The organism is Variovorax restrictus (assembly GCF_051216715.1).
Classification (GTDB): Bacteria; Pseudomonadota; Gammaproteobacteria; order Burkholderiales; family Burkholderiaceae_C; genus Variovorax.
In genome coordinates, this window is the sequence record NZ_JBPJZH010000002.1 from 981,264 (window position 1) to 999,727 (window position 18,464).

General features: G+C 69.8%; 18 protein-coding genes. 13 read left to right on the forward strand and 5 right to left on the reverse strand.

All coding sequences use genetic code 11. The annotated features are described in order from the left end of the window. Positions 1-23 precede the first annotated feature (23 nt). Positions 24-911, forward strand: coding sequence for a 3-hydroxyisobutyrate dehydrogenase (gene mmsB, locus ACSFA0_RS19245; protein ID WP_435451862.1), 888 nt, complete (start codon positions 24-26; stop codon positions 909-911). Between the two features lie 9 nt (positions 912-920). Here the strand turns inward: mmsB and ACSFA0_RS19250 are convergent, their stop codons facing one another. Further along, positions 921-1,310 carry an FHA domain-containing protein gene (locus tag ACSFA0_RS19250; RefSeq protein WP_435451863.1) on the reverse strand — a complete coding sequence of 130 codons (390 nt, stop codon included), beginning with the start codon at positions 1,308-1,310 and terminating at the stop codon, positions 921-923. Between the two features lie 180 nt (positions 1,311-1,490). On the opposite strand from ACSFA0_RS19250, the gene ACSFA0_RS19255 reads away from it, so the two are divergent. The 9 genes from ACSFA0_RS19255 to ACSFA0_RS19295 all read left to right on the forward strand — a co-directional run bounded on the left by ACSFA0_RS19255 (position 1,491) and on the right by ACSFA0_RS19295 (position 9,838). Further along, complete coding sequence (locus ACSFA0_RS19255) at positions 1,491-2,066, forward strand: DUF3455 domain-containing protein (protein ID WP_435451864.1); 576 nt, start codon at positions 1,491-1,493, stop codon at positions 2,064-2,066. Positions 2,067-2,165: 99 nt separating this feature from the next. Beyond that, positions 2,166-2,732: a sigma-70 family RNA polymerase sigma factor gene (locus tag ACSFA0_RS19260; RefSeq protein WP_435451935.1), complete on the forward strand. Its 567-nt coding sequence runs from the start codon at positions 2,166-2,168 to the stop codon at positions 2,730-2,732. Further along, positions 2,729-3,478: an anti-sigma factor gene (locus tag ACSFA0_RS19265; protein ID WP_435451865.1), complete on the forward strand. Its 750-nt coding sequence runs from the start codon at positions 2,729-2,731 to the stop codon at positions 3,476-3,478. Before ACSFA0_RS19260 ends, ACSFA0_RS19265 begins: the two co-directional genes overlap by 4 nt. 20 nt (positions 3,479-3,498) lie before the next feature. Continuing rightward, positions 3,499-4,323, forward strand: a complete 825-nt coding sequence (locus ACSFA0_RS19270) for an aspartate dehydrogenase (protein ID WP_435451866.1) — start codon at positions 3,499-3,501, stop codon at positions 4,321-4,323. A gap of 104 nt (positions 4,324-4,427) precedes the next feature. Next, the gene (locus ACSFA0_RS19275; RefSeq protein WP_435451867.1) at positions 4,428-5,312 is read left to right on the forward strand and encodes a DUF6279 family lipoprotein; all 885 of its coding nucleotides are present in this window, start codon (positions 4,428-4,430) and stop codon (positions 5,310-5,312) included. 64 nt (positions 5,313-5,376) lie between these two features. After that, a complete protein-coding gene (locus tag ACSFA0_RS19280) occupies positions 5,377-5,631 on the forward strand; it encodes a hypothetical protein (protein ID WP_435451868.1) in 255 nt (84 codons plus the stop codon). A gap of 89 nt (positions 5,632-5,720) precedes the next feature. After that, on the forward strand, positions 5,721-6,233 hold the full coding sequence (locus ACSFA0_RS19285) for a sigma-70 family RNA polymerase sigma factor (RefSeq protein WP_435451869.1): 513 nt from the start codon (positions 5,721-5,723) through the stop codon (positions 6,231-6,233). Beyond that, a complete protein-coding gene (locus ACSFA0_RS19290; RefSeq protein WP_435451870.1) occupies positions 6,230-7,231 on the forward strand; it encodes a FecR domain-containing protein in 1,002 nt (333 codons plus the stop codon). Before ACSFA0_RS19285 ends, ACSFA0_RS19290 begins: the two co-directional genes overlap by 4 nt. 96 nt (positions 7,232-7,327) lie before the next feature. After that, the gene (locus tag ACSFA0_RS19295) at positions 7,328-9,838 is read left to right on the forward strand and encodes a TonB-dependent siderophore receptor (protein ID WP_435451871.1); all 2,511 of its coding nucleotides are present in this window, start codon (positions 7,328-7,330) and stop codon (positions 9,836-9,838) included. A 7-nt stretch (positions 9,839-9,845) separates the two neighbouring features. Here the strand turns inward: ACSFA0_RS19295 and ACSFA0_RS19300 are convergent, their stop codons facing one another. Next, on the reverse strand, positions 9,846-11,660 hold the full coding sequence (locus ACSFA0_RS19300; RefSeq protein ID WP_435451872.1) for a bifunctional metallophosphatase/5'-nucleotidase: 1,815 nt from the start codon (positions 11,658-11,660) through the stop codon (positions 9,846-9,848). A 124-nt stretch (positions 11,661-11,784) separates the two neighbouring features. Here ACSFA0_RS19300 and ACSFA0_RS19305 point away from each other — a divergent pair, with 124 nt between their 5' ends. Continuing rightward, entirely contained in the window at positions 11,785-13,668 is a 1,884-nt protein-coding gene (locus ACSFA0_RS19305; protein WP_435451873.1) for an alkaline phosphatase D family protein, read from the forward strand. Between the two features lie 18 nt (positions 13,669-13,686). On the opposite strand, the gene ACSFA0_RS19310 is transcribed toward ACSFA0_RS19305, so the two are convergent. Then, positions 13,687-15,027, reverse strand: a complete 1,341-nt coding sequence (locus tag ACSFA0_RS19310; RefSeq protein WP_435451874.1) for a sulfatase family protein — start codon at positions 15,025-15,027, stop codon at positions 13,687-13,689. 17 nt (positions 15,028-15,044) lie between these two features. Beyond that, positions 15,045-16,046: a Bug family tripartite tricarboxylate transporter substrate binding protein gene (locus tag ACSFA0_RS19315; protein WP_435451875.1), complete on the reverse strand. Its 1,002-nt coding sequence runs from the start codon at positions 16,044-16,046 to the stop codon at positions 15,045-15,047. A 130-nt stretch (positions 16,047-16,176) separates the two neighbouring features. Between ACSFA0_RS19315 and ACSFA0_RS19320 the strand changes: the two genes are divergently transcribed. Next, positions 16,177-16,683: a MarR family winged helix-turn-helix transcriptional regulator gene (locus tag ACSFA0_RS19320; protein ID WP_435451876.1), complete on the forward strand. Its 507-nt coding sequence runs from the start codon at positions 16,177-16,179 to the stop codon at positions 16,681-16,683. Between the two features lie 71 nt (positions 16,684-16,754). Here ACSFA0_RS19320 and ACSFA0_RS19325 read toward each other — a convergent pair whose 3' ends face one another. Beyond that, on the reverse strand, positions 16,755-17,072 hold the full coding sequence (locus ACSFA0_RS19325) for a cell envelope biogenesis protein TolA (protein ID WP_435451877.1): 318 nt from the start codon (positions 17,070-17,072) through the stop codon (positions 16,755-16,757). 398 nt (positions 17,073-17,470) lie between these two features. Between ACSFA0_RS19325 and ACSFA0_RS19330 the strand changes: the two genes are divergently transcribed. Next, complete coding sequence (locus ACSFA0_RS19330) at positions 17,471-18,451, forward strand: ferritin-like domain-containing protein (RefSeq protein WP_435451878.1); 981 nt, start codon at positions 17,471-17,473, stop codon at positions 18,449-18,451. Positions 18,452-18,464: the final 13 nt, after the last annotated feature.

Here is an 18,464-nt window from a genome sequence, read left to right on the forward strand (position 1 = left end):
TCGAAAACAACGGAGACAAGACAATGAAGATCGCATTCATCGGCCTCGGCAACATGGGCGGCCCGATGGCCATGAACCTGATGAAGGCTGGGCACACGCTCAGTGCCTTCGACCTGTCGAAGGACGCCTGCGCCAAGTTCGCGGCCGACGGCTTGCCGATCGCCGCGTCGGCGGCGGCCACGGTGAAAGATGCCGAGGTCGTCGTCAGCATGCTGCCGGCCAGCGCGCACGTCGAAGGGCTGTATCTGGGAACCGACGGCCTGTTGGAAAAGATCGCGCCCGGCACGCTGGTGATCGACAGCAGCACCATCGCCGCCGCCACCTCCCGCAGGGTGGCCGAAGCCGGTGCCGCGAAAGGCATCGCGGTCATCGACGCGCCGGTGTCGGGCGGCACGGGTGGCGCCATCGCCGGCACGCTGACCTTCATGGTCGGCGGCAGCGAGGCCGACCTCGAACGCGCGCGGCCGGTGCTCGAGAAGATGGGCGCCAACATCTTCCACGCCGGTGCAGCGGGTGCCGGACAGACCGCCAAGATCTGCAACAACATGCTGCTGGGCATTTTGATGATCGGGACGTCGGAAGCCATCGCCTTGGGCGTGGCCAACGGGCTCGACCCGAAGGTGCTCTCGGAGATCATGCGGCGCAGTTCGGGCGGCAACTGGGCGCTCGAAAAGTACAACCCGCTGCCCGGCGTGATGGAGACCGCGCCCGCGTCGAAGAACTACGCCGGTGGCTTCGGCACCGACCTGATGCTCAAGGACCTGGGCCTGGCGCAGGAGAACGCGGCCGCGGTGCGCGCTGCCACGCCCCTGGGCGGCATGGCGCGCAACCTGTACGCCGCGCACAGCCTGGCCGGCCACGGCGCGCTGGATTTCTCCAGCATCATCAAGATGGTGCAGAAGCAGGGCTGAACGCCCGGCCTATTCCGTGTCTTTCGACTCGTGGCCCGGCTGGCGCAAGCCGGGCACCGAGGGCATCGGCTCCGCCTCGATGACCACGTCGTTGGGGTTTTCCCAAGCGAAGTGCACGGTCGAGTCGCCGAGGGTGAGCACGTCGCCGTCGGTCAACGGCTCCTGCGCGAGCTTGCGGCCGGCGAGCCACACACCGTTGGTGCTGTCGAGGTCTTCAATGGTCACGAAGGCGTGGTCCACCGTGATGGCCGCGTGCACCCGGCTGACGCGGCGGTCGTGCACGACCACCTGGTTCGACGGCGCCCGGCCGATGGTGCTGCGGCCGGTCGCCAGCACGTGGACCTGGAACAGGCCGGACGGCAGGAGGATCGCGAGGGTGGGTAGCTTGTCGCCGCTCATGCCCCGATGATCGCAGCAAACCATGGCGACCCGTGTCAGTCGGGAGCGCTGCCGACGCGATCTTGCGGCACCACAAAGAAATCTTGCACGGAGTGCATCCAGAAGTCGTTCTCGCGGGTAGTACCTGCAGCAGCAAGACGCTGCGCACCCGCAACTGCAACCACTTCGAAGGAGTTCCCCATGCAAGCACTGATCTCTTCCCGCACCCTGGCCGTGTCCGCCATCGCCGCTTCGGCCGCCGTTCTGGCCGCCTGCGGCTCGATGGGCCCGAGCATGCCGATGTCGACCTTCTCGCAGGCCAACCTGCCGCCGAGCATCCAGGTGCCCGCGGGCAACAAGGTGGCCATGGAGACCGTGGGCGTGGGCGACATCACCTATGAATGCCGCGACAAGGCCAACATGCCCGGCCAGACCGAGTGGGTCTTCGCCGGCCCCAACGCCGTGCTGAACGACCGCATGGGCAAGCAGGTCGGCAAGTACTACGGCCCGCCCGCCACCTGGGAAGCGATGGACGGCTCGAAGCTGACCGCGACCCAGCTCGCCGTCGCGCCTTCCGGCCCGACCAGCCTGCCGTACCAGCTGGTGAAGGCCAACCCGGCGATGGGCATCGGCGCCATGACCGGCGTGACCTACATCCAGCGCGTGGCCCTGACCGGCGGCGTCGCCCCCACGTCGATGCCCTGCACCCCGATGACCAAGGGCCAGAAGGCGACCGTGAAGTACCAGGCCGACTACATCTTCTGGAAGGCCGCGTAAAGCGCCCCGGCGCGGGGCAGGGGCCTTGCGGGGGAAAGTAGAAAAAGGCGGGGAGGGCTCGACTAACATCCGGGCTCCCACCGTTCCTCCCCGGGCCTCCTGTTGCCAGCTCCTGAAGAATTCGACTACGACGCTGCGCTCGCCGCCTGTGCCCAGGGGCAGCGCCAGGCGCTGGCGCAGATCTACAGCCGCGAGAGCCGCTACCTGCTCGGCGTGGCGCTGCGCATCGTGCGTCAGCGGCAGCATGCCGAAGACGTGCTGCACGACGCCTTCGTCGCCATCTGGCAGCGCGCGACCACCTTCGACGCCGCACGCGGTGCGGGGCGCGGATGGATCTACAGCGTGGTGCGCAACACGGCGCTGAACTGGGTTCGCAACAACGCGCGCGACGTGCCGGTCGACGAAGAGGCCGGCGCGGCACTCGAGGACGAGATGGCGCTGCAACACCATGCAAGCACACGCGATGCCGGCGAGACGCGGGTTGACCTCGGTCGGCTCGATGGCTGCCTCGAGCAGCTCGAGCCGGGCCGGCGGGAATGCATCGTGCTGGCCTATGTCGACGGCTGTTCGCACGGCGAGATCGCCGAACGCACGCAGACGCCCTTGGGCACCGTGAAAGCCTGGATCAACCGCGGCATGCGCGCACTGCGCGAATGCATGACATGAACCCGAACCCATCCACCTCACCGCCGAACGACGACGACCTGCAGTCGCTGGCGGGCGAGTACGTGCTGGGCACGTTGTCCGCCGCGAAGCGGCGCGAGGTCGAAGCGCGCATGGCCCGCGAGCCGCTGCTGCGCGATGCGGTCGATGCGTGGGAGCAGCGCCTGCATCCGCTGACCGCGCTGGCCGAACCGGTCGAGCCCTCGGCCGCGCTGTGGGCGCGCATCGAGCGCAGCGTGGCGCCGCAGGCCGCAGCCGCCGCCGACAGTGTGCGGCGCGCCGCGTCGGGCGTGCAGACCTGGTGGAACAACCTGAACCTCTGGCGCGGCCTGGCCGGCACCGGCTTCGCGGCGGCGGCCATCCTCGCCGCCGTGCTGGTCGTTCGCATCCAGACGCCGGTCACGCCGCAGTACCTGGTCGTGCTGGTCGCGCCGCAGGACAAGGCGCCCGGCTGGGTGGTGCAGACCAGCGGCGGCCGGCAGGAACAGCTGAGCCTCATTCCGCTCGGCACGGTCGCCGTGCCGGCCGACAAGTCGCTGCAGTTCTGGACCAAGGCCGACGCCTGGCGCGGGCCGGTGTCGCTGGGCCTGGTGGAGCCCGGCCGCGCGTTGCGCGTGCCCATCGAGAAGCTGCCGCCGCTGGAGCCGAACCAGCTCTTCGAGCTGACGCTGGAGCCGGCCAACGGCTCGCCGCTGGACCGGCCGACCGGGCCGATCCAGTTCATCGGGCGCGCCGTCAAAGTCTTGTAGACCGTTTGCTCTTGCGCGACATGACCTCCTCGAACATCACCCGCGTCGGCCTCATCGGCTTCGGCGCCATCGGCCGCTCGGTGGTCAACGCCTGGTCGTCGACGCCCGTGCGCGGCCACACGCTCGCCGCGCTGCTCGTGCGCGAGCACCAGCGTGACGAGGCGCTGCGCGCGGTGCCGCCGGGCGTGGCCGTGTGCACCGACATCGCGCACTTCCTGTCCGCCGACCTGCAGCTCGCGGTGGAGGTGGCGGGGCACGGCGCCGTGATCTCGCACGGCGAGCGCATCCTTTTGGCCGGTGTCGACCTGGCGTTGATTTCCGTCGGAAGCCTGGTCGACGACGGCTTTCGTGAACGCCTCCACCGCGCGGCCGTGCAGGGCGCCAGCCGCCTGCTGCTGCCCATCGGCGCCATCGCCGGTCTCGACGGCCTGCTCGCGCTGCGGCGCGCGGGGCTGACGTCCGTGACGTACACGTCGACCAAGCCGCCCGCCTCGTGGAAGGACACGCCCGCCGACGGCCTGTTCGACCTCGACGCGCTCACCGAGCGCACCGTGATCTTCTCTGGCACGGCCGCTGATGCCGCGCGGCTCTACCCGAAGAACGCCAACCTGGCCGCTGTCGTCGCGCTGGCCGGCCTGGGCTTGCAGAAGACGAAGGTCGAACTCGTCGCCGACCCGGCCGCGACCGGCAACACCGGCCTCATCGAAGCCGCCGGGCCGTCCTCGACGCTGACCGTGAGGGTCGCCGGCGCCAGTGCCGCGTCGAATCCCAAGACCTCGCAGATCACCGGCATGAGCGTGCTGGCCGCGCTGGACAACCGCGGCAGCAGCGTCGCCTTCATCTAGCGTCTACGCAAGGGCCGCAGCCGACGCGGATGCCCCCTCGCGGTCGGGGGCATCCGGCTGCCGGGATACTCGTCGGCATCTCTACCGACTTCTTCGGAGCGCCGATGCGATTGCCTTTGAAATGCGGTGCCGCGCTGGCCAAAATCGGCTGCGCGCTGGTGCTCGGCGTCGCGCTGTCCGGCTGCAGCGCCGTCAAGCTGGCCTACAACAACCTGCCGGAACTGGGCTACTGGTGGCTCGACAGCTACGTCGACTTCAACGGCGCGCAGTCGCCGCGCGTCAAGGAGCAGCTCGCGCAACTGCTCGAACGCCACCGCCGCACCGAACTGCCCAAGCTGCTGGTCCTGGTCGAGAAAGCCGAGCGTCTGGCCGTGGCCGACGTCACGCCGGCGCAGGTCTGTGCGGCCAGCGACGAGGTGCGCGACAGCCTGCTCGCGACCGCCGTCGACGCGGCCGGCCCCGGTGCCGAACTGGCGCTCGGCCTGGGCGATGCGCAGCTGCAGCACATCGAGGGCAAGTACGCCAAGAACAACGCCGAGTACGCGAGCGACTGGCTGGAGCGCAGCGTCGAGGGGCAGCACCGCAAGCGCTACGACACCTTCCTCGAGCGCAGCGAAGACTTCTACGGCACGCTGGACGACGCCCAGCGCAAGCTGCTGCGCCAGATGGCCGACCGCTCCATCTTCGACCCGAAGCGCGTGGATGCCGAGCGGCGCCAGCGCCAGCGCGAATCGCTCGCGCTGATGCGCCGCTACAGCAACAGCGGTGCGCGCCCGGCCGAGGTGCAGGCCGCCCTGGTCGCCTACGCCCAGCGCATCGCCCAACCGCCATCCGGCCCGTGGCGCGATTACCAGCAAGCCTTGCTGCAGGAAGGCTGCGGCAACATCGCCCGGCTGCACAACGCCACCCGCCCTGCGCAGCGGGAGCAGGCGGCGCGCCGGCTGCAGGCCTATGCGCAGGACATCCGCGACCTGATCGCCGCACACTGAGCGGGCGTTGCCATCGGCCCACAGGATTGCGGAGCCGTCACATGCGACGTCCACAATGCCGGCCATGGCACGCCGACTTCTCTCGCTCGCAGTCACCGTCGATCAGCACGACAGCGGCGACTACGCCTGGCGCATCCTCGAATCGCCGGACCACTATGCCGAGTTCGAAGCGCTGGTCGAAGGCGCGGTGCTCTACGACACCTACGCCGATGCGCTCAAGGCCGGCTGCGACGCGCTGCTGGCGCTGTGCGAAGACCCGCTGGTGGGGCCGGTGGACGAGGCGATGCCGGACGACGTTGCATCGGACGACGATTTCTAAACGCACCCGACGGGGCGCGGCGGCGGCGCGTACTCCCGCATAGAATGCGAACCATTCTTATTTGATGGCCGCCGGTGGCGGTTCTCGCCGTGTCCGCCACCTCCCATTCCGCTGCGTCGACGTCGATCGAGGCCATCTACCGTGCCCACCACGGCTGGCTGCTCGGCTGGTTCCGCCGGCGTCTGGGCGGGGCATCGTGTGCGGCCGACCTGGCGCACGATACCTTCGTGCGCTTGATGGTGTCGCGCGACGCGCAGTCCATCGACGAGCCGCGTGCCTTCCTGCGCACGCTGGCGCACGGCGTGGTGGTGAACCACTGGCGCCGGCAGGACATCGAGCGGGCCTGGATCGAATCTCTGGCCGCCATGCCCGAGCCGCTGGCGCCGTCGCCCGAAGCGCGTCTGCTGGCGCTCGAGACGCTGTGCCGCATCGACGCCATGCTCGACCGGCTCAACCCCAAGGCGCGCACCGCCTTCCTGCTGTCGCAACTCGACGGGATGACGTACGCCGAGATCGCGGCTCAACTCGGCGTGTCGGAGCGCATGGTGAAGAAGTACATGGCGCAGGCGATGCTGCAGTGCCTGCTGCTGGCGCAGCCATGAGGACCACCGCTGCGGCCTCGGCCACAACGCCCACGCCCGCCTTCGAGGACCTGCAGCAGGCGGCCGCCTGGTTCGCCGTGCTCCAGAGCGGCGCGACCAGCGACACCGAGCGCGCGCAATGGCGGCGCTGGCTCGACACCGGACCGCAACAGCGCGCGGCGTGGCAGCGCGTCGAGGCGGTGGCCGGCGAATTCGCCGGGCTGGCCGGGCTGCCGGCACGCCAGACACTGGACCGCCGCGCCGTCGACGGCCGGCGCCGCGTCGCCTTGCGTGCGCTGGCCCTGGTGCCGGTCGCCGGCCTGGCGGGCTGGCTCGTGGCCGGCCAGGTGCCCTGGCGCGGCTGGGTCGCGGCCCATCGGACCGGCACCGGCGAACGGCGCGAGATCGTGCTGGCCGACGGCAGCCAGCTGTGGCTCAACACGGCGACGGCGGTGGACATCGATTTCTCGCCGACCCTGCGGCGCATCGTGCTGCATGGGGGTGAGGTGCTGGTCAGCAGCGGCCACGACGCGGCCTTCGCCACGCGCCCGTTGGTGGTCGACGTGCCACAGGGCCGCCTGACCGCGCTGGGCACGCGCTTCTCCGTACGGCAGGAAGACGGCGCGGTGCGGCTGGCGGTGTTCGAGGGCGCCGTCGAAGCGCGTCCGGCCGATCGCGGCCCGCCCCGCACCTTGAGCGCCGGCCAGCAGGCCCGCGTCTTCGCGGACGGTGTGGACGCACCCGCGCCGGTGGCGGCCGAGGACGATGCGTGGACCCGCGGCATGCTGGTCGCCGACGGCATGCGCCTGGGTGATTTCGTGGCCGAACTCGGTCGCTACCGCGCCGGCTATCTGGCTTGCGCGCCCGAGGTGGCCGGGCTGCGCATCGTCGGCGCCTACCCGCTGGCCGACACCGACCGCATCCTCGATGCGCTGCAGGCCACCTTGCCGGTCCGGGTGCACCGGCCGATGCCGTGGTGGACGGTGGTCGGCGCGCGTCCGGGCCACGCAGGCCGCTGACGCCCAAGCGCAAATTCTTTTGCAGTTGCAGGTTCCCTTTCGGCTGGCTCGATTGGCAGAGCAGATATCCACCTCCTGTTTCGCCCGAAAGCCGCCATGCCTGCATTTCAAACCCGATCCGATTTCTTCTTCGCCCCCCGCCTGCTTGCGCGCGCGCTGCAGGCGGCGCTCGCTGCCTTGCCCCTCGTCGTCGCGACCCATGCCGCACCCGCGATGGCGCAGGGTGCCGGCGCCGAGGCCGCGCGCGACTACGCCATCGCGCCCGGCCCGCTCGGCACCGTGCTGAGCCAGTTCGCCGGGCAGGCCGGCATCCTGCTGTCGACCGACGCCGCGACGACGGCCGGCCGCACGAGCCCGGGCGTTCGCGGGCGCTTCACCGTGAGCGAGGGCCTGTCTGCCGCGCTGGCCGGCAGCGGCCTGCAGGCCACGCGAACCGGCAACGTCTATGGCGTGCAGCGCAGCCCGGCGCAACCCGCCCCCGAGGCGAGGTCGAACGACGCCGCGTCGTTGCCGACCGTGCTCGTCACCGCGCGTGCGGGCGAGGAGACGGCCAGGAGCCCCGTCGCTGGCTTCGTCGCGCGCCGTGCCACCGGCGGCACCAAGACCGACACACCGCTGCTCGAGACGCCGCAGTCGATCTCGGTCGTCACCCGCGACCAGATGGACGCGCAGGGCGCCACCACGCTGGTCGAGAGCCTGCGCTACACGCCAGGGATCGTCACGCAGTACGGCAACACCGACCTGCGCTACGACTGGCTGACGCTGCGCGGCTTCACGCCGCCCGCGCGCTACCTCGACAACCTGCGACTGCCTTTCGGCGCACGCGGCTACTCGCAGCCGCGCATCGAGCCGTGGGGCCTGGAGCGTGTCGAAGTGGTCAAGGGGCCGTCGTCGGTGCTGTATGGGCAGGCAACGCCCGGCGGGCTGGTCAACATGGTCAGCAAGCGGCCGACGACCGAGACCGTGCGCAACATCGAAATGCAGGTCGGCAGCCACAACCGCCGGCAGGCCGCCTTCGACCTCGGCGGTGCGCTCGACGACGAGGGCGTGTGGAGCTATCGCCTGGTCGGCCTGCACCGCGAAGCCGACACCGCCTACGACCACGTGTCGGAGCGCAAGGACTACTTCGCGCCGTCGCTGACCTATCGGCCGTCGGACGCGACCCGCGTCACGCTGCTGGCGCAGTGGCAGTCGCTCGAATCGCCCGGCGGCGGCGGTGCGCCCGTGCTGCCGGCCGCCGGCACGCTCGACACCAGCCGCTACGCCGCGCTGCCGCGCAGCACCTTCGTCGGCGAGCCGGGCTTCGACCGCTACAGCAACCGCCAGCGCTTCGTCGGCTACGAGGCCGAGCACAAGCTCGACGGCACCTTCACCGTGCGGCAGAACCTGCGCTACGGCAAGGTCGACGCGTACACGCAGCGCATCCAGGCGGTGTGCCTGGCCGCGTGCAACCCGTCGTCGCTGCTGCGCTATGCGTGGGCCTTCCCGGAGCAGGCCGACATGCTGACCGTCGACACGCAACTGCAGGCCGACTTCCGCTCCGGGCCGCTGCGCCACACGCTGCTCACGGGCTTCGATTATTCCAACGAGAAGGCGACCTACGACGAAAGCAACCTGCGCATCATCACCACGCCCTTCAACGCCTACCGGCCGGTGTACGGGCGCGACAGCGGCGCGGTGCCCGCCGTGGCCACGCACATCGAGCAGAAGCGGCGGCAGGCCGGCTTCTACGTGCAGGACCAGATGCACTGGGACCGCTGGAGCGTGGTGCTCGCCGGCCGCTACGACAATGCCAACACCGCCACCGACACGCTGACGACGGCGACCGGCCGGCTGGCCAGCGTCGACCAGAGCGACGGCAAGGCCACCGGCCGCGCCGCGCTGATGTACAGCTTCGACAGCGGCGTGGTGCCGTACCTGAGCTATTCCACGTCGTTCCAGCCCGCGGCCGGCACCGACCGCCTGGGCAACACCTTCGCGCCCACGACCGGCAAGCAGACCGAGCTCGGTGTGAAGTACCAGCCCGTCGGCTCCCGGGCACTGTTCACGGCCGCGGCCTACGAACTGACGCAGTCGAACGTGCTCACGCCCGACCCGTTGAGCCGTTCGTTCAACGAGCAGACCGGCGAGGTGCGCGTGCGTGGTGTCGAACTGGAAGCGCGCGGCCCGGTCGCGCGTGGCCTCGATGTCATTGCCTCCTACGCCTACACCGACAGCCAGGTGACCCGCGCCAATGCCAACGCCGCCGGCGTGAGCACCGAAGGCAATCGCTTCGCCTTCGTGCCGAAGCAGCAGGCCGCGCTGTGGCTCGACTACCAGTTCCAGACCGAAGCCCTGGCGGGGCTCGCCTTCGGCGTCGGCGCACGCCACACCAGCGCCACCTACGGCGACAACGCCAACCTGTTCCGCATGCCGGGCGTGACGCTGTACGACCTGGCGCTGCGCTGGGACCTCGGCCGCATGCAGCCCGCGCTGAAGGGCGTTCGGCTGGCGCTCAACGTGGCCAACCTCACCGACAAGCAGTTCGTCGCGACCTGCCTGTCGTCGACCGGTTGCTACTACGGCGAAGGCCGCAGCGTCTACCTGACGGCGGGCTACAGCTGGTAGGCGCCGGCTACAGCGCCGTGATGCGCGTCGTCGTCGGCGGCACCAGCGGGTCATTGGCCTTGATGTAGGCCTCCAGCGCGTCGATGTCCTGGTCGCCGCCCAGCGTGTTCGTGCCCTGGTTGAACACGGTGAAGTTGTCGCCGCCTGTCGCGAGGAAGCTGTTCATCGTCACGCGGTAGTCGGTGCCGTCGGCCATCGGCACGCCGCCCAGCGCCATCGCCGTGATGCGCGAGCCGGCAGCGGCAGCCAGGTTGTACGTGTACGTGAACCCGGCCGAGGGCAGCAGCACGCGCGGCGCGGCGACGGTGTTGCTGCCGCTGTTGAACTGCTGTTCGAGCAATGCGCGGATCTGCGCGCCGGTCATCGTCTTCACCACCAGGCTGTTGCCGAAGGGCTGCACGCTGAAGAGCTGGCCGTAGGTCACGCTGTTGTCGGCGGCGGGCACCAGGTCGGCACGCACGCCGCCCGGGTTCATGAAGGCGATCTGCGCGCCGCCCTTGCCCGCGGGTGCGGTCGCGGCCAGCTGCGCATCGGCAATCAGGTTGCCCATCACGTTCTCGCGCGAAGGCGCATTGGTGCGCGTGGCCGGCCCGGTGACCTTGCCCACCACGCGCTGCACCAGGGGTGCGGCGACGGCCTGGTACTGCGTCACGAGCGCCGCGATCTCGGTGTTCTTCGCGAAGCTCGGGTACTGGTCGGTCAGGGCCACCGTGGTCGCGCCGCTGGTGTACGCCTCGCCCTGCACGATCACGTTGTCGGCCTTCTTGGCCGTGACCTTGCGCGTGGCGGTGTCGACGGTGAGGTCGATGTCCGTCACCAGCGTGCCGTACTGGCCGGCGCTGGTCAGCAGAAAGGGCTTGGCGGCATTGGTCTTGGCGTAGTCGCACACGTAGGCGCGGTGGGTGTGGCCGGAGACGACCACGTCGACGCTGGCGTCGAGCCGGTCCAGGATGGGCAGCAGGTCGCCGCTCAGTCCGGTGCAACGCTTGTCGTTGTAGCCCGTCGTCACGGTCGCGCCTTCGTGCACCACCACCACGATCACGTCGGCGCCCTGCGCGCGCAGGCCGGGGATGAGCGCGTTGGCCGTGTCGGCCTCGTCCTTGAACGTCAGGCCCGCCACGCCCGACGGCGTGACGATGCTCGGCGTGCCCTTGAGCGTCATGCCGATGAAGCCGACCTTCACCGTCGCGCCGTCCTGCGTGAAGGTCTTCATGCCCGTGGCCGGGAACAGCGTGGTGCCGTCGGCCTTCACCGTGTTGGCCGCGAGAAAGCCGAAGTTGGCGCCGGGGAAGGCCTTGTTCACCTGGCACGGCTCCAGCGCCGTGTTCTTGGCGCAGCCGCCGTTCTTCATGCGCAGCAGTTCGGTCTGGCCCTTGTCGAACTCGTGGTTGCCGACGGCGTTGAAGTCGATCTTCATCACGTTGACCGCCTCGATGGTCGGCTCGTCGAGGAACAGCGCCGACACCAGCGGCGACGCGCCGATCATGTCGCCGGCCGACACCACCGCGTGGTGCGGGTTCTTCGCCCGCAGCGTCGCGATGGCCGACGCCAGGTAGGCCGCGCCGCCGGCCGGCACCGCCACCGTGCCGCCGGTGGAAGAGGGCGCCGTGATCGAGGTTTTCGGTGGCTCGAGGTTGCCGTGCAGGTCGTTGAAGGCGATGAGCTTGATCGCGACCGTGGCCGGCACCGCGGGTGCTGGCGTGGTGGGCGGCGTCGTCGGTGGCGGTGCGGTGACGACATCGTCGTCGCCCCCGCCGCAGGCGGTCACCGACAGGGTCAGAAGGATGCTGGCCAGCAGCAGTCGATTTCGGTGCATGTCCATCGCAGCCTCCGCAGTTGTTGGATGGGGCGGATGCTAGGCAGGGGGCATGACGCAACCGTGACGCATTTCACGGCCGCGTCACGCGCGCTGGCTTCAATCGGGGCTCCCCACACGGAGTATTCGAATGACAAACCGCCTCCCTTCCGCGCCGCAACCCGACACCGACCCGCGCGAGGTCGCCAACCGCCGCCGGCGCGACTTCCTCGACTTCCTGGTCAAGTCCTCGTCCAGCGCGGTCGCGCTCGCGGCGGTGGGCTCGCTCGCCGCCTGCGGTGGCGGCGGGAACGACTCGGCGCCCGCGCCTGCACCTGCACCGGCCCCGCCGGCCGCCACGCCCGCGGCCTTCGCCTTCGGTGTGGCCAGCGGCGACCCGCTGACCGACCGCGTGATTCTCTGGACGCACGCGAAGGTGCCCGACAGCACCGCCGACGTCGCGCTGACCTGGGACGTGGCGAACGACGCCGCCTTCAAGACCGTCGTGCGCAGCGGCACGGTCACCGCGACGGCCGACGCATCGTTCACCGCCAAGGTCGACGTCACCGGGCTCACCGCCGGCGCCAGCTACTTCTACCGGTTCCGCGATGCGACCGGCGCCACGTCGACCATCGGCACCACGCGCACGCTGCCCGCAGCCGACGTCGCCTCGGTCAAGTTCGCCGTGTTCTCCTGCGCGCTGTATTCCGAAGGCTATTTCCACGCCTACGACGCGGCCGCGAAGTCCGACGCGCAGTACGCGCTGCACCTGGGCGACTACATCTACGAGTACGGCTCCGACCCGAAGAAGTACGGCAACGGCAGCATCCCGGGCAACCGCATCACGAGCCCTGCCAACGAGATCGTGAGCATGAACGACTACCGCACGCGCCATGCGCTGTACAAGTCGGACCTGAACCTGCAGGCCGCGCACGCTCGCATGCCGTGGATCACCGTGTGGGACGACCACGAGATCGCCAACAACGGCTACGTGAACGGCGCCGAGAACCACGACCCGGCCACGCAGGGCGACTGGGTGACGCGCAAGAACATCGCAGCCAAGGTCTATCACGAGTGGATGCCGATCCGCACGCCCGACCCGGCCAACCTGCTGAAGATCTATCGCCGCTTCGACTTCGGCCGCATCTTCACCCTGCACATGCTCGACACCCGCCTCGAGGGCCGCGACCGCCAGTACGACAACTACGGCGACGCCGACGGCGGCATCGCGCGCTACCTGGCGGGCATCACGCCCAACGCCAGCGGCATCCGCCCCGACGCCTCGCGCCAGATGATGAGCGTCGAGCAGCAGAACTGGCTCACCAACGGCATGCAGGCGTCGAGCGCGACCTGGCAACTGGTAGGCAACCAGACCATCATGGCCCGCATGTGGCTGCCCGGCTCGGTGCTGTCGACCGTGCTGGCCAGCCCGGCCACCGCGCCTGCGGCCATCAGCGCCTACCTGACCGCCAAGGCCACGCGCGCCGCCGCCGGCCCCGGCGCGCTCACGCCCACGCAGACCGCGCTGCTCGACCCCGCGACCAACCCGCGCCTGCCCTACAGCCTGGATGCGTGGGACGGCTACCCGGCCCAGCGCGAGGCCATCCTGCAAGCCGTCAAGACGCAGGGCAAGCGCCTGGTCACGCTCTCGGGCGATTCGCACAACGGCTGGTTCACGCAGCTCACCACGCTGGCGGGCGACAAGGTCGGCGTCGAGTTCGCCGGCACCTCGGTCAGCTCGTCCGGGTTCGAAAGCGCCGGGCTCGGTGGCCTGGCCAGTTCCATCGACGGCAGCGCGCTGGTGCCCCAGCTGGGCAATGCGGCCATCGGCGCGGGGCTCGGGCTGATCGACGACGTGAGCTACTGCGACACCACGCGCCGCGGCTACCTGGTGATGACGGTGACGCCGGCCCAGGTGAAGGGTGAGTACGTGTACGTCAGCAGCGTGAAGGAGCCGACGTACACGGCCGCGGTGGGCCGCACGATCACGGTCGCGGCGACCGGTGGCGGCACGGCGGTGCCGGTGATCGCCTGAGGCTGAGCCTGCGCGCGGTCAGCGCTGCGGCATGTCCTTCACCGAATAGCCCAGGCTGACCGTCGCGTCGGCCGGGATCGGCGGCATGCCGGCGTTCCACGCTTCCCACGCGGCGCGCATGCGGGCCAGGCGCTCGGGCTGCCGCTTGCCGAGGTTGGCGCGCTCGCGCTCGTCGGCGGCGAGGTCGAAGAGATAGTCGTTGCCGTCCACGCGCAGGTACTTCCAGTCGCCGTCGCGCAGGGCCTGCTGGCCGCGGTGGTTCATGCGCCAGTGCAGCGGCCGGTCGAAGCGGTGGCCGGCATCGCGCAGCACCGGCATCAGCGACACGCCGTCGAGCGGGTAGGCCGCATCGGCCGACACGCCGGCCGCGTCGAGCATCGTGGCCGACCAGTCCATCGTCATGCACGGCTGCTCGCTCTCGCCGCCGGGTGCGATCACCGCAGGCCAGTGTGCGATCCACGGCACGCGGATGCCGCCTTCGGTCAGGTCCATCTTGCCGCCCACCAGCGGCCAGTTGTCGGAGAAGCGTTCGCCGCCGTTGTCGCTGGTGAAGACAACCAGCGTGTTGTCGGCCATGCCGTGCGCGTCGAGCGCCGCCATCAGCCGGCCGATGCCTTCGTCCATGTGATGGATCATGCGGCGGTACACATGGATGTTGCCGCCGGCCAGGTCGAACAGGTTGTCCTTCACCGCCGGCGCCTTGTCCGCGTCGTCGCGCGTCTCCCACGGCCAGTGCGGCGCGGTGTAGTGCAGGCTCAGGAAGAAGGGCTTGGCGTCGTCGGCCGGCTGCTGCGCCATGCGGCCGACGTAGTCGACGGCGCGCTGCGAGAGCAGGTCGGTGAGGTAGCCCTCGGCCTGCGCTTCTTCGTTGCCGAGCCACAGGTCGTGCGTGCCGCGCGAGTCGCAGTGGGTGAAGTAGTCGACCCCGCCGGACAGCGGCCCGAAGAACTCGTCGTAGCCCGAACGCAGCGGCCCGAAATGCGGCGGGTAGCCCAGGTGCCACTTGCCGATGAGGGCGGTGCGGTAGCCGCCGTCGCGCAGCAGCGAAGGCAGCGTGGGGTGCGATGTAGGCAGGCCCAGCGCGGTGTTGCCGCGGCTGTCGCTGCGGATCGGCTCTTCGGCCGCGCCGCGCAGCCGGTATTGGTAGCGGCCGGTGATCATCGCGAAGCGGGTGGGCGAGCACACCGGCGAGTTCGCATAACCCTGGGTCAGCCGCAGGCCCCGGGCGGCGAGGCCGTCGAGCACCGGCGACACCGGCCCGAAGACCGCGTCGCGCCCGCCGTAGCAGCCAAGGTCGGCATGGCCGAGGTCATCGGCCACGATGAAGACGATGTTGGGGCGCTTGGTTGGCGTTGCCATCCTTTGTCCGCTCTCGATCACGGCTGGTAGCCGGACTTCTGCACCACCGGCGCCCATTGCGCGCGGTAGGCCTTCAGCATCGCCACGGTCTGCGCCTGCGTGCTGACCACCGGCGTCATCAGCGAATCCTTGAAGCGGCGCGTCGTGTCCGGGTCCTGCATCACGGCGCGAATCGCGGCGGCCAGGCGTTCGACCTTGTCCTTGGGCATGCTGGCCGGCGCGAAGAAGGTGTTCCAGCCGGTGGCCGACAGGTCGAGCCCGGCTTCCTTGAAGGTCGGGATCTTCGGCGCGAAGGGCGAGCGCTGTGCGCCCGACAGCGCCAGGATGCGCAGCTTGCCGGCCTCGTGCTGCGGCAGCACCACGTCGGCCGTGTCGACCGCCACCGGCACCTGGCCGCCGAGCAGGTCGTTCAGCAGCGGGGCCGAGCCGCGGTAGCCCACCACCTGCGTGGGCACCTTCGCCTTCTCGCCGACCATCAGCGCGAAGAAGTGCGGCAGGCTGCCGGTGGCCGGCACGCCCACGTTGGCCTGCGCCGGGTTGGCGCGCATCCAGGCCAGCAGATGGCCCAGTTCCTTGACCGGCAGCGTGGGAGACACGGCCAGCGCGAAGTCGTAGTCGTTGACGTGCGACACCGGCACGAAGTCGCGCTCGGGCTCGTAGCCGTTGTCCTTGAAGACCAGCGGCGCCACGACCATCACGGCCGGGTTCGCCAGCATTAGCACGTTCTGGTTGGCGGGCGTGGTCTTCACCTGCTGCGCCGCGAGCCGGCCGCCGGCACCGGGCTTGTTGTCGACCACCACCGGCACGCCCAGACGCACGGCCAGCTTGTCGCCCACGATGCGTGCCACGCGGTCGGTGGCGCCGCCGGGCGCGTAGCCGACCACGATGCGCAGCGGGCTGTCCAGCTGCGGCTGCGCTTGCGCGCTCGGCAGGGCAGCGGCGAACAGGGCGGCCGCGGCGGCGAGGGTCGCGACGCGGCGCGTGAGCAGTCGGGGCGGCTGCAAAGAGAAGGGCGTCATGGGGTGTCTCCGGTGGTCATGCGATGCGGCCGCCGGTGCGCGGCGGCTGCCGGCGATTGTGGTGACGCTACAGTCGATTGATCAAATCAACCATCGTCCGGACTAACCCGGACCCGGAGACATCCTCCCCATGACCACGCCCATCCGTGAACCGCTGGAAGCGCTGCTGCTGTATCGGCTGTCGCGTCTGGTGGTCGTCGCCGGCCGCATGGTCACGCGGCTGTGCGAAGGGCGCTTCGGCATCACACGGCGAGAGTGGCGGCTGCTGGTCACGCTGGCCAGCCTGGGCGAGCTGGGGTCGTCGCAGCTGGCCGAGCACGCGCAACTCGACCGCGCTCGCACCTCGAAGGCTGTGGGTTCGCTGGTCGCGAAGGCGTTGGTGTCGCGCGTCGCCCGCGCGGGCGACCGTCGCCACGTGGTGTTGAGCCTGACCGAGCGCGGGCGCGCGCTCTATGCCGAACTGTTCCCCTTGGTGAGCGCCATCAACGCCGAACTGGCGAGTGCGCTGACCCTGGACGAAGCGGCGCGATTCGATCGCGCGCTCGTGCGGTTGCAGGCGCAAGCCGATCGCATGCTCCACACCGCGGTGCTGCCCAAGGCCGACCGAGGGCGGCGCGGCAGCCAGGCCCTGCCGTGAGCCGTGCGCCGCACCGGCGCGCTCGGCATCGAGGCCTGACCCCTCGCCGTTGAAGGCGCCTTTCCGATGCCTTACTTGGGTGTGCCGCCCTGCATCGATTGCGGCTTGCCCGGGCGACGTTCGTCACGCGTTTCGGCGCGACGTTCCCCGGCGGCGGCCGCACGGTCCATGCCGATCGCGCCACCTTCGGCGGTCTTGGGCATGTCGCCTGCCCGCTTGGGCGGCATGCCCATGGGGCGTGCGTTCTTCCGGGCTTCACCCGTCATCTCCGCCTTGCCGGTGGCGTAGCCGGGCGTGTTCGGCGGCACGGGCGCACCCGGCGGGTTCGATTGAGCTTGCGCAGCAAAGGCGATGAGTCCGACGGTGGCGACGGCGATGAGCTTGTTCATGAGAGTCCTTTGAAAGATCAAGATGGAAGGAGCGTCTCGATCGTCCGTCTCGGCATGGTCAGCACAGGGCATGCACTGACGATGCGCAGGATCAAGCAATCGGATCGCTGCATGCCTTACGCGTCGACGAATCGCACAGATGGTGGGCCGATCACCCGGTGCAGCGTGGGACGATTCGCACGTGTCTTCACGCGGCTTTGCAGCCCTCGCCGGCCACTCACCAATCCTTACGCTTCTTGTCGATCTGATCGTTTGGCGACACGCGTATCAAGCAGCAGGTGATCGGCATTTTCGAAGCCGACCACCGCAGTCCCGCGGCGTGCCATGTGCGTTTCGGTTGTCAACGCAGGTTGCGGTGAAAGCGTCGGGGACGAAGCGTTTGCCGCTCAGGAGATGTGATGCTTGGAAATCCTGTCAGTCTGGATCTTTTGCAAAAACGAACCGAGAAAATCGCCGAGCGGCGGCGCTTCTTTCGCAAGAGCGGTGGCTTCGCGGTCGGCATGGCGGGCGGCGCCATCCTTGCGGCATGCGGCGGTGGTGGCGGCGATGCCATCGGCCAGGCGGTACCCGGCGGCAACGGGCCCTCGGACATCGACATCCTCAACTTCGCGCTGAACCTGGAGTACCTCGAAGCGCAGTTCTACCAATACGCCGTCTTCGGCGTCGGCTTGCCAGATGCGCAGCTGGGCGGCACCGGCACGCGCGGAACGGTGCGTGGCGGTCGGGCCGTTCCGTTCAAGGACCCGGTGGTGGCGCAGTACGCCCGCGAGATCGCCAAGGACGAAGCCGACCATGTGCGGTTCCTGCGCGCGGCCCTGGGCAGCGCGGCGGTGGCACAGCCCGACATCGACGTCAGTGCCGACATCAACGGGGCCTTCTCGTCGGCGGCGCGCGCGGCGGGGTTGATCAAGGCCGGCGAGGCGTTCGACCCGTATGCAAGCGACGAAGCCTTTCTCTTCGGTGCCTTCATCTTCGAAGACGTCGGGGTCACGGCGTACAAGGGCGCGGCGCCATTGATCACCAACAAGACCTACCTGGAGGCCGCGGCCGGCATCCTGGCGGCAGAGGCGTACCACGCCGGGCTGGTGCGCACGGTGCTGTATGCCAAGGGCATCGAAACGCCGTCGTTGCGCGCGGGTGCCGATGCGATATCGAACGCACGCGACACGCTGGACGGGTCGACCGATGTCGACCAGGGCATCACCGGCACGGCGGACACGTCGAACATCGTGCCGCTCGACGGCGACGGCATCGCGTACAGCCGTACGCCGGGCGATGTGCTCAACATCGTCTACCTGACGCCGGGTGCAGCCGACCGCGGCGGCTTCTTCCCTAGCGGCGTGAACGGCACGCTCAACCTCAGCACGGCTTTCGCCTGACGGCCTGAGCGCA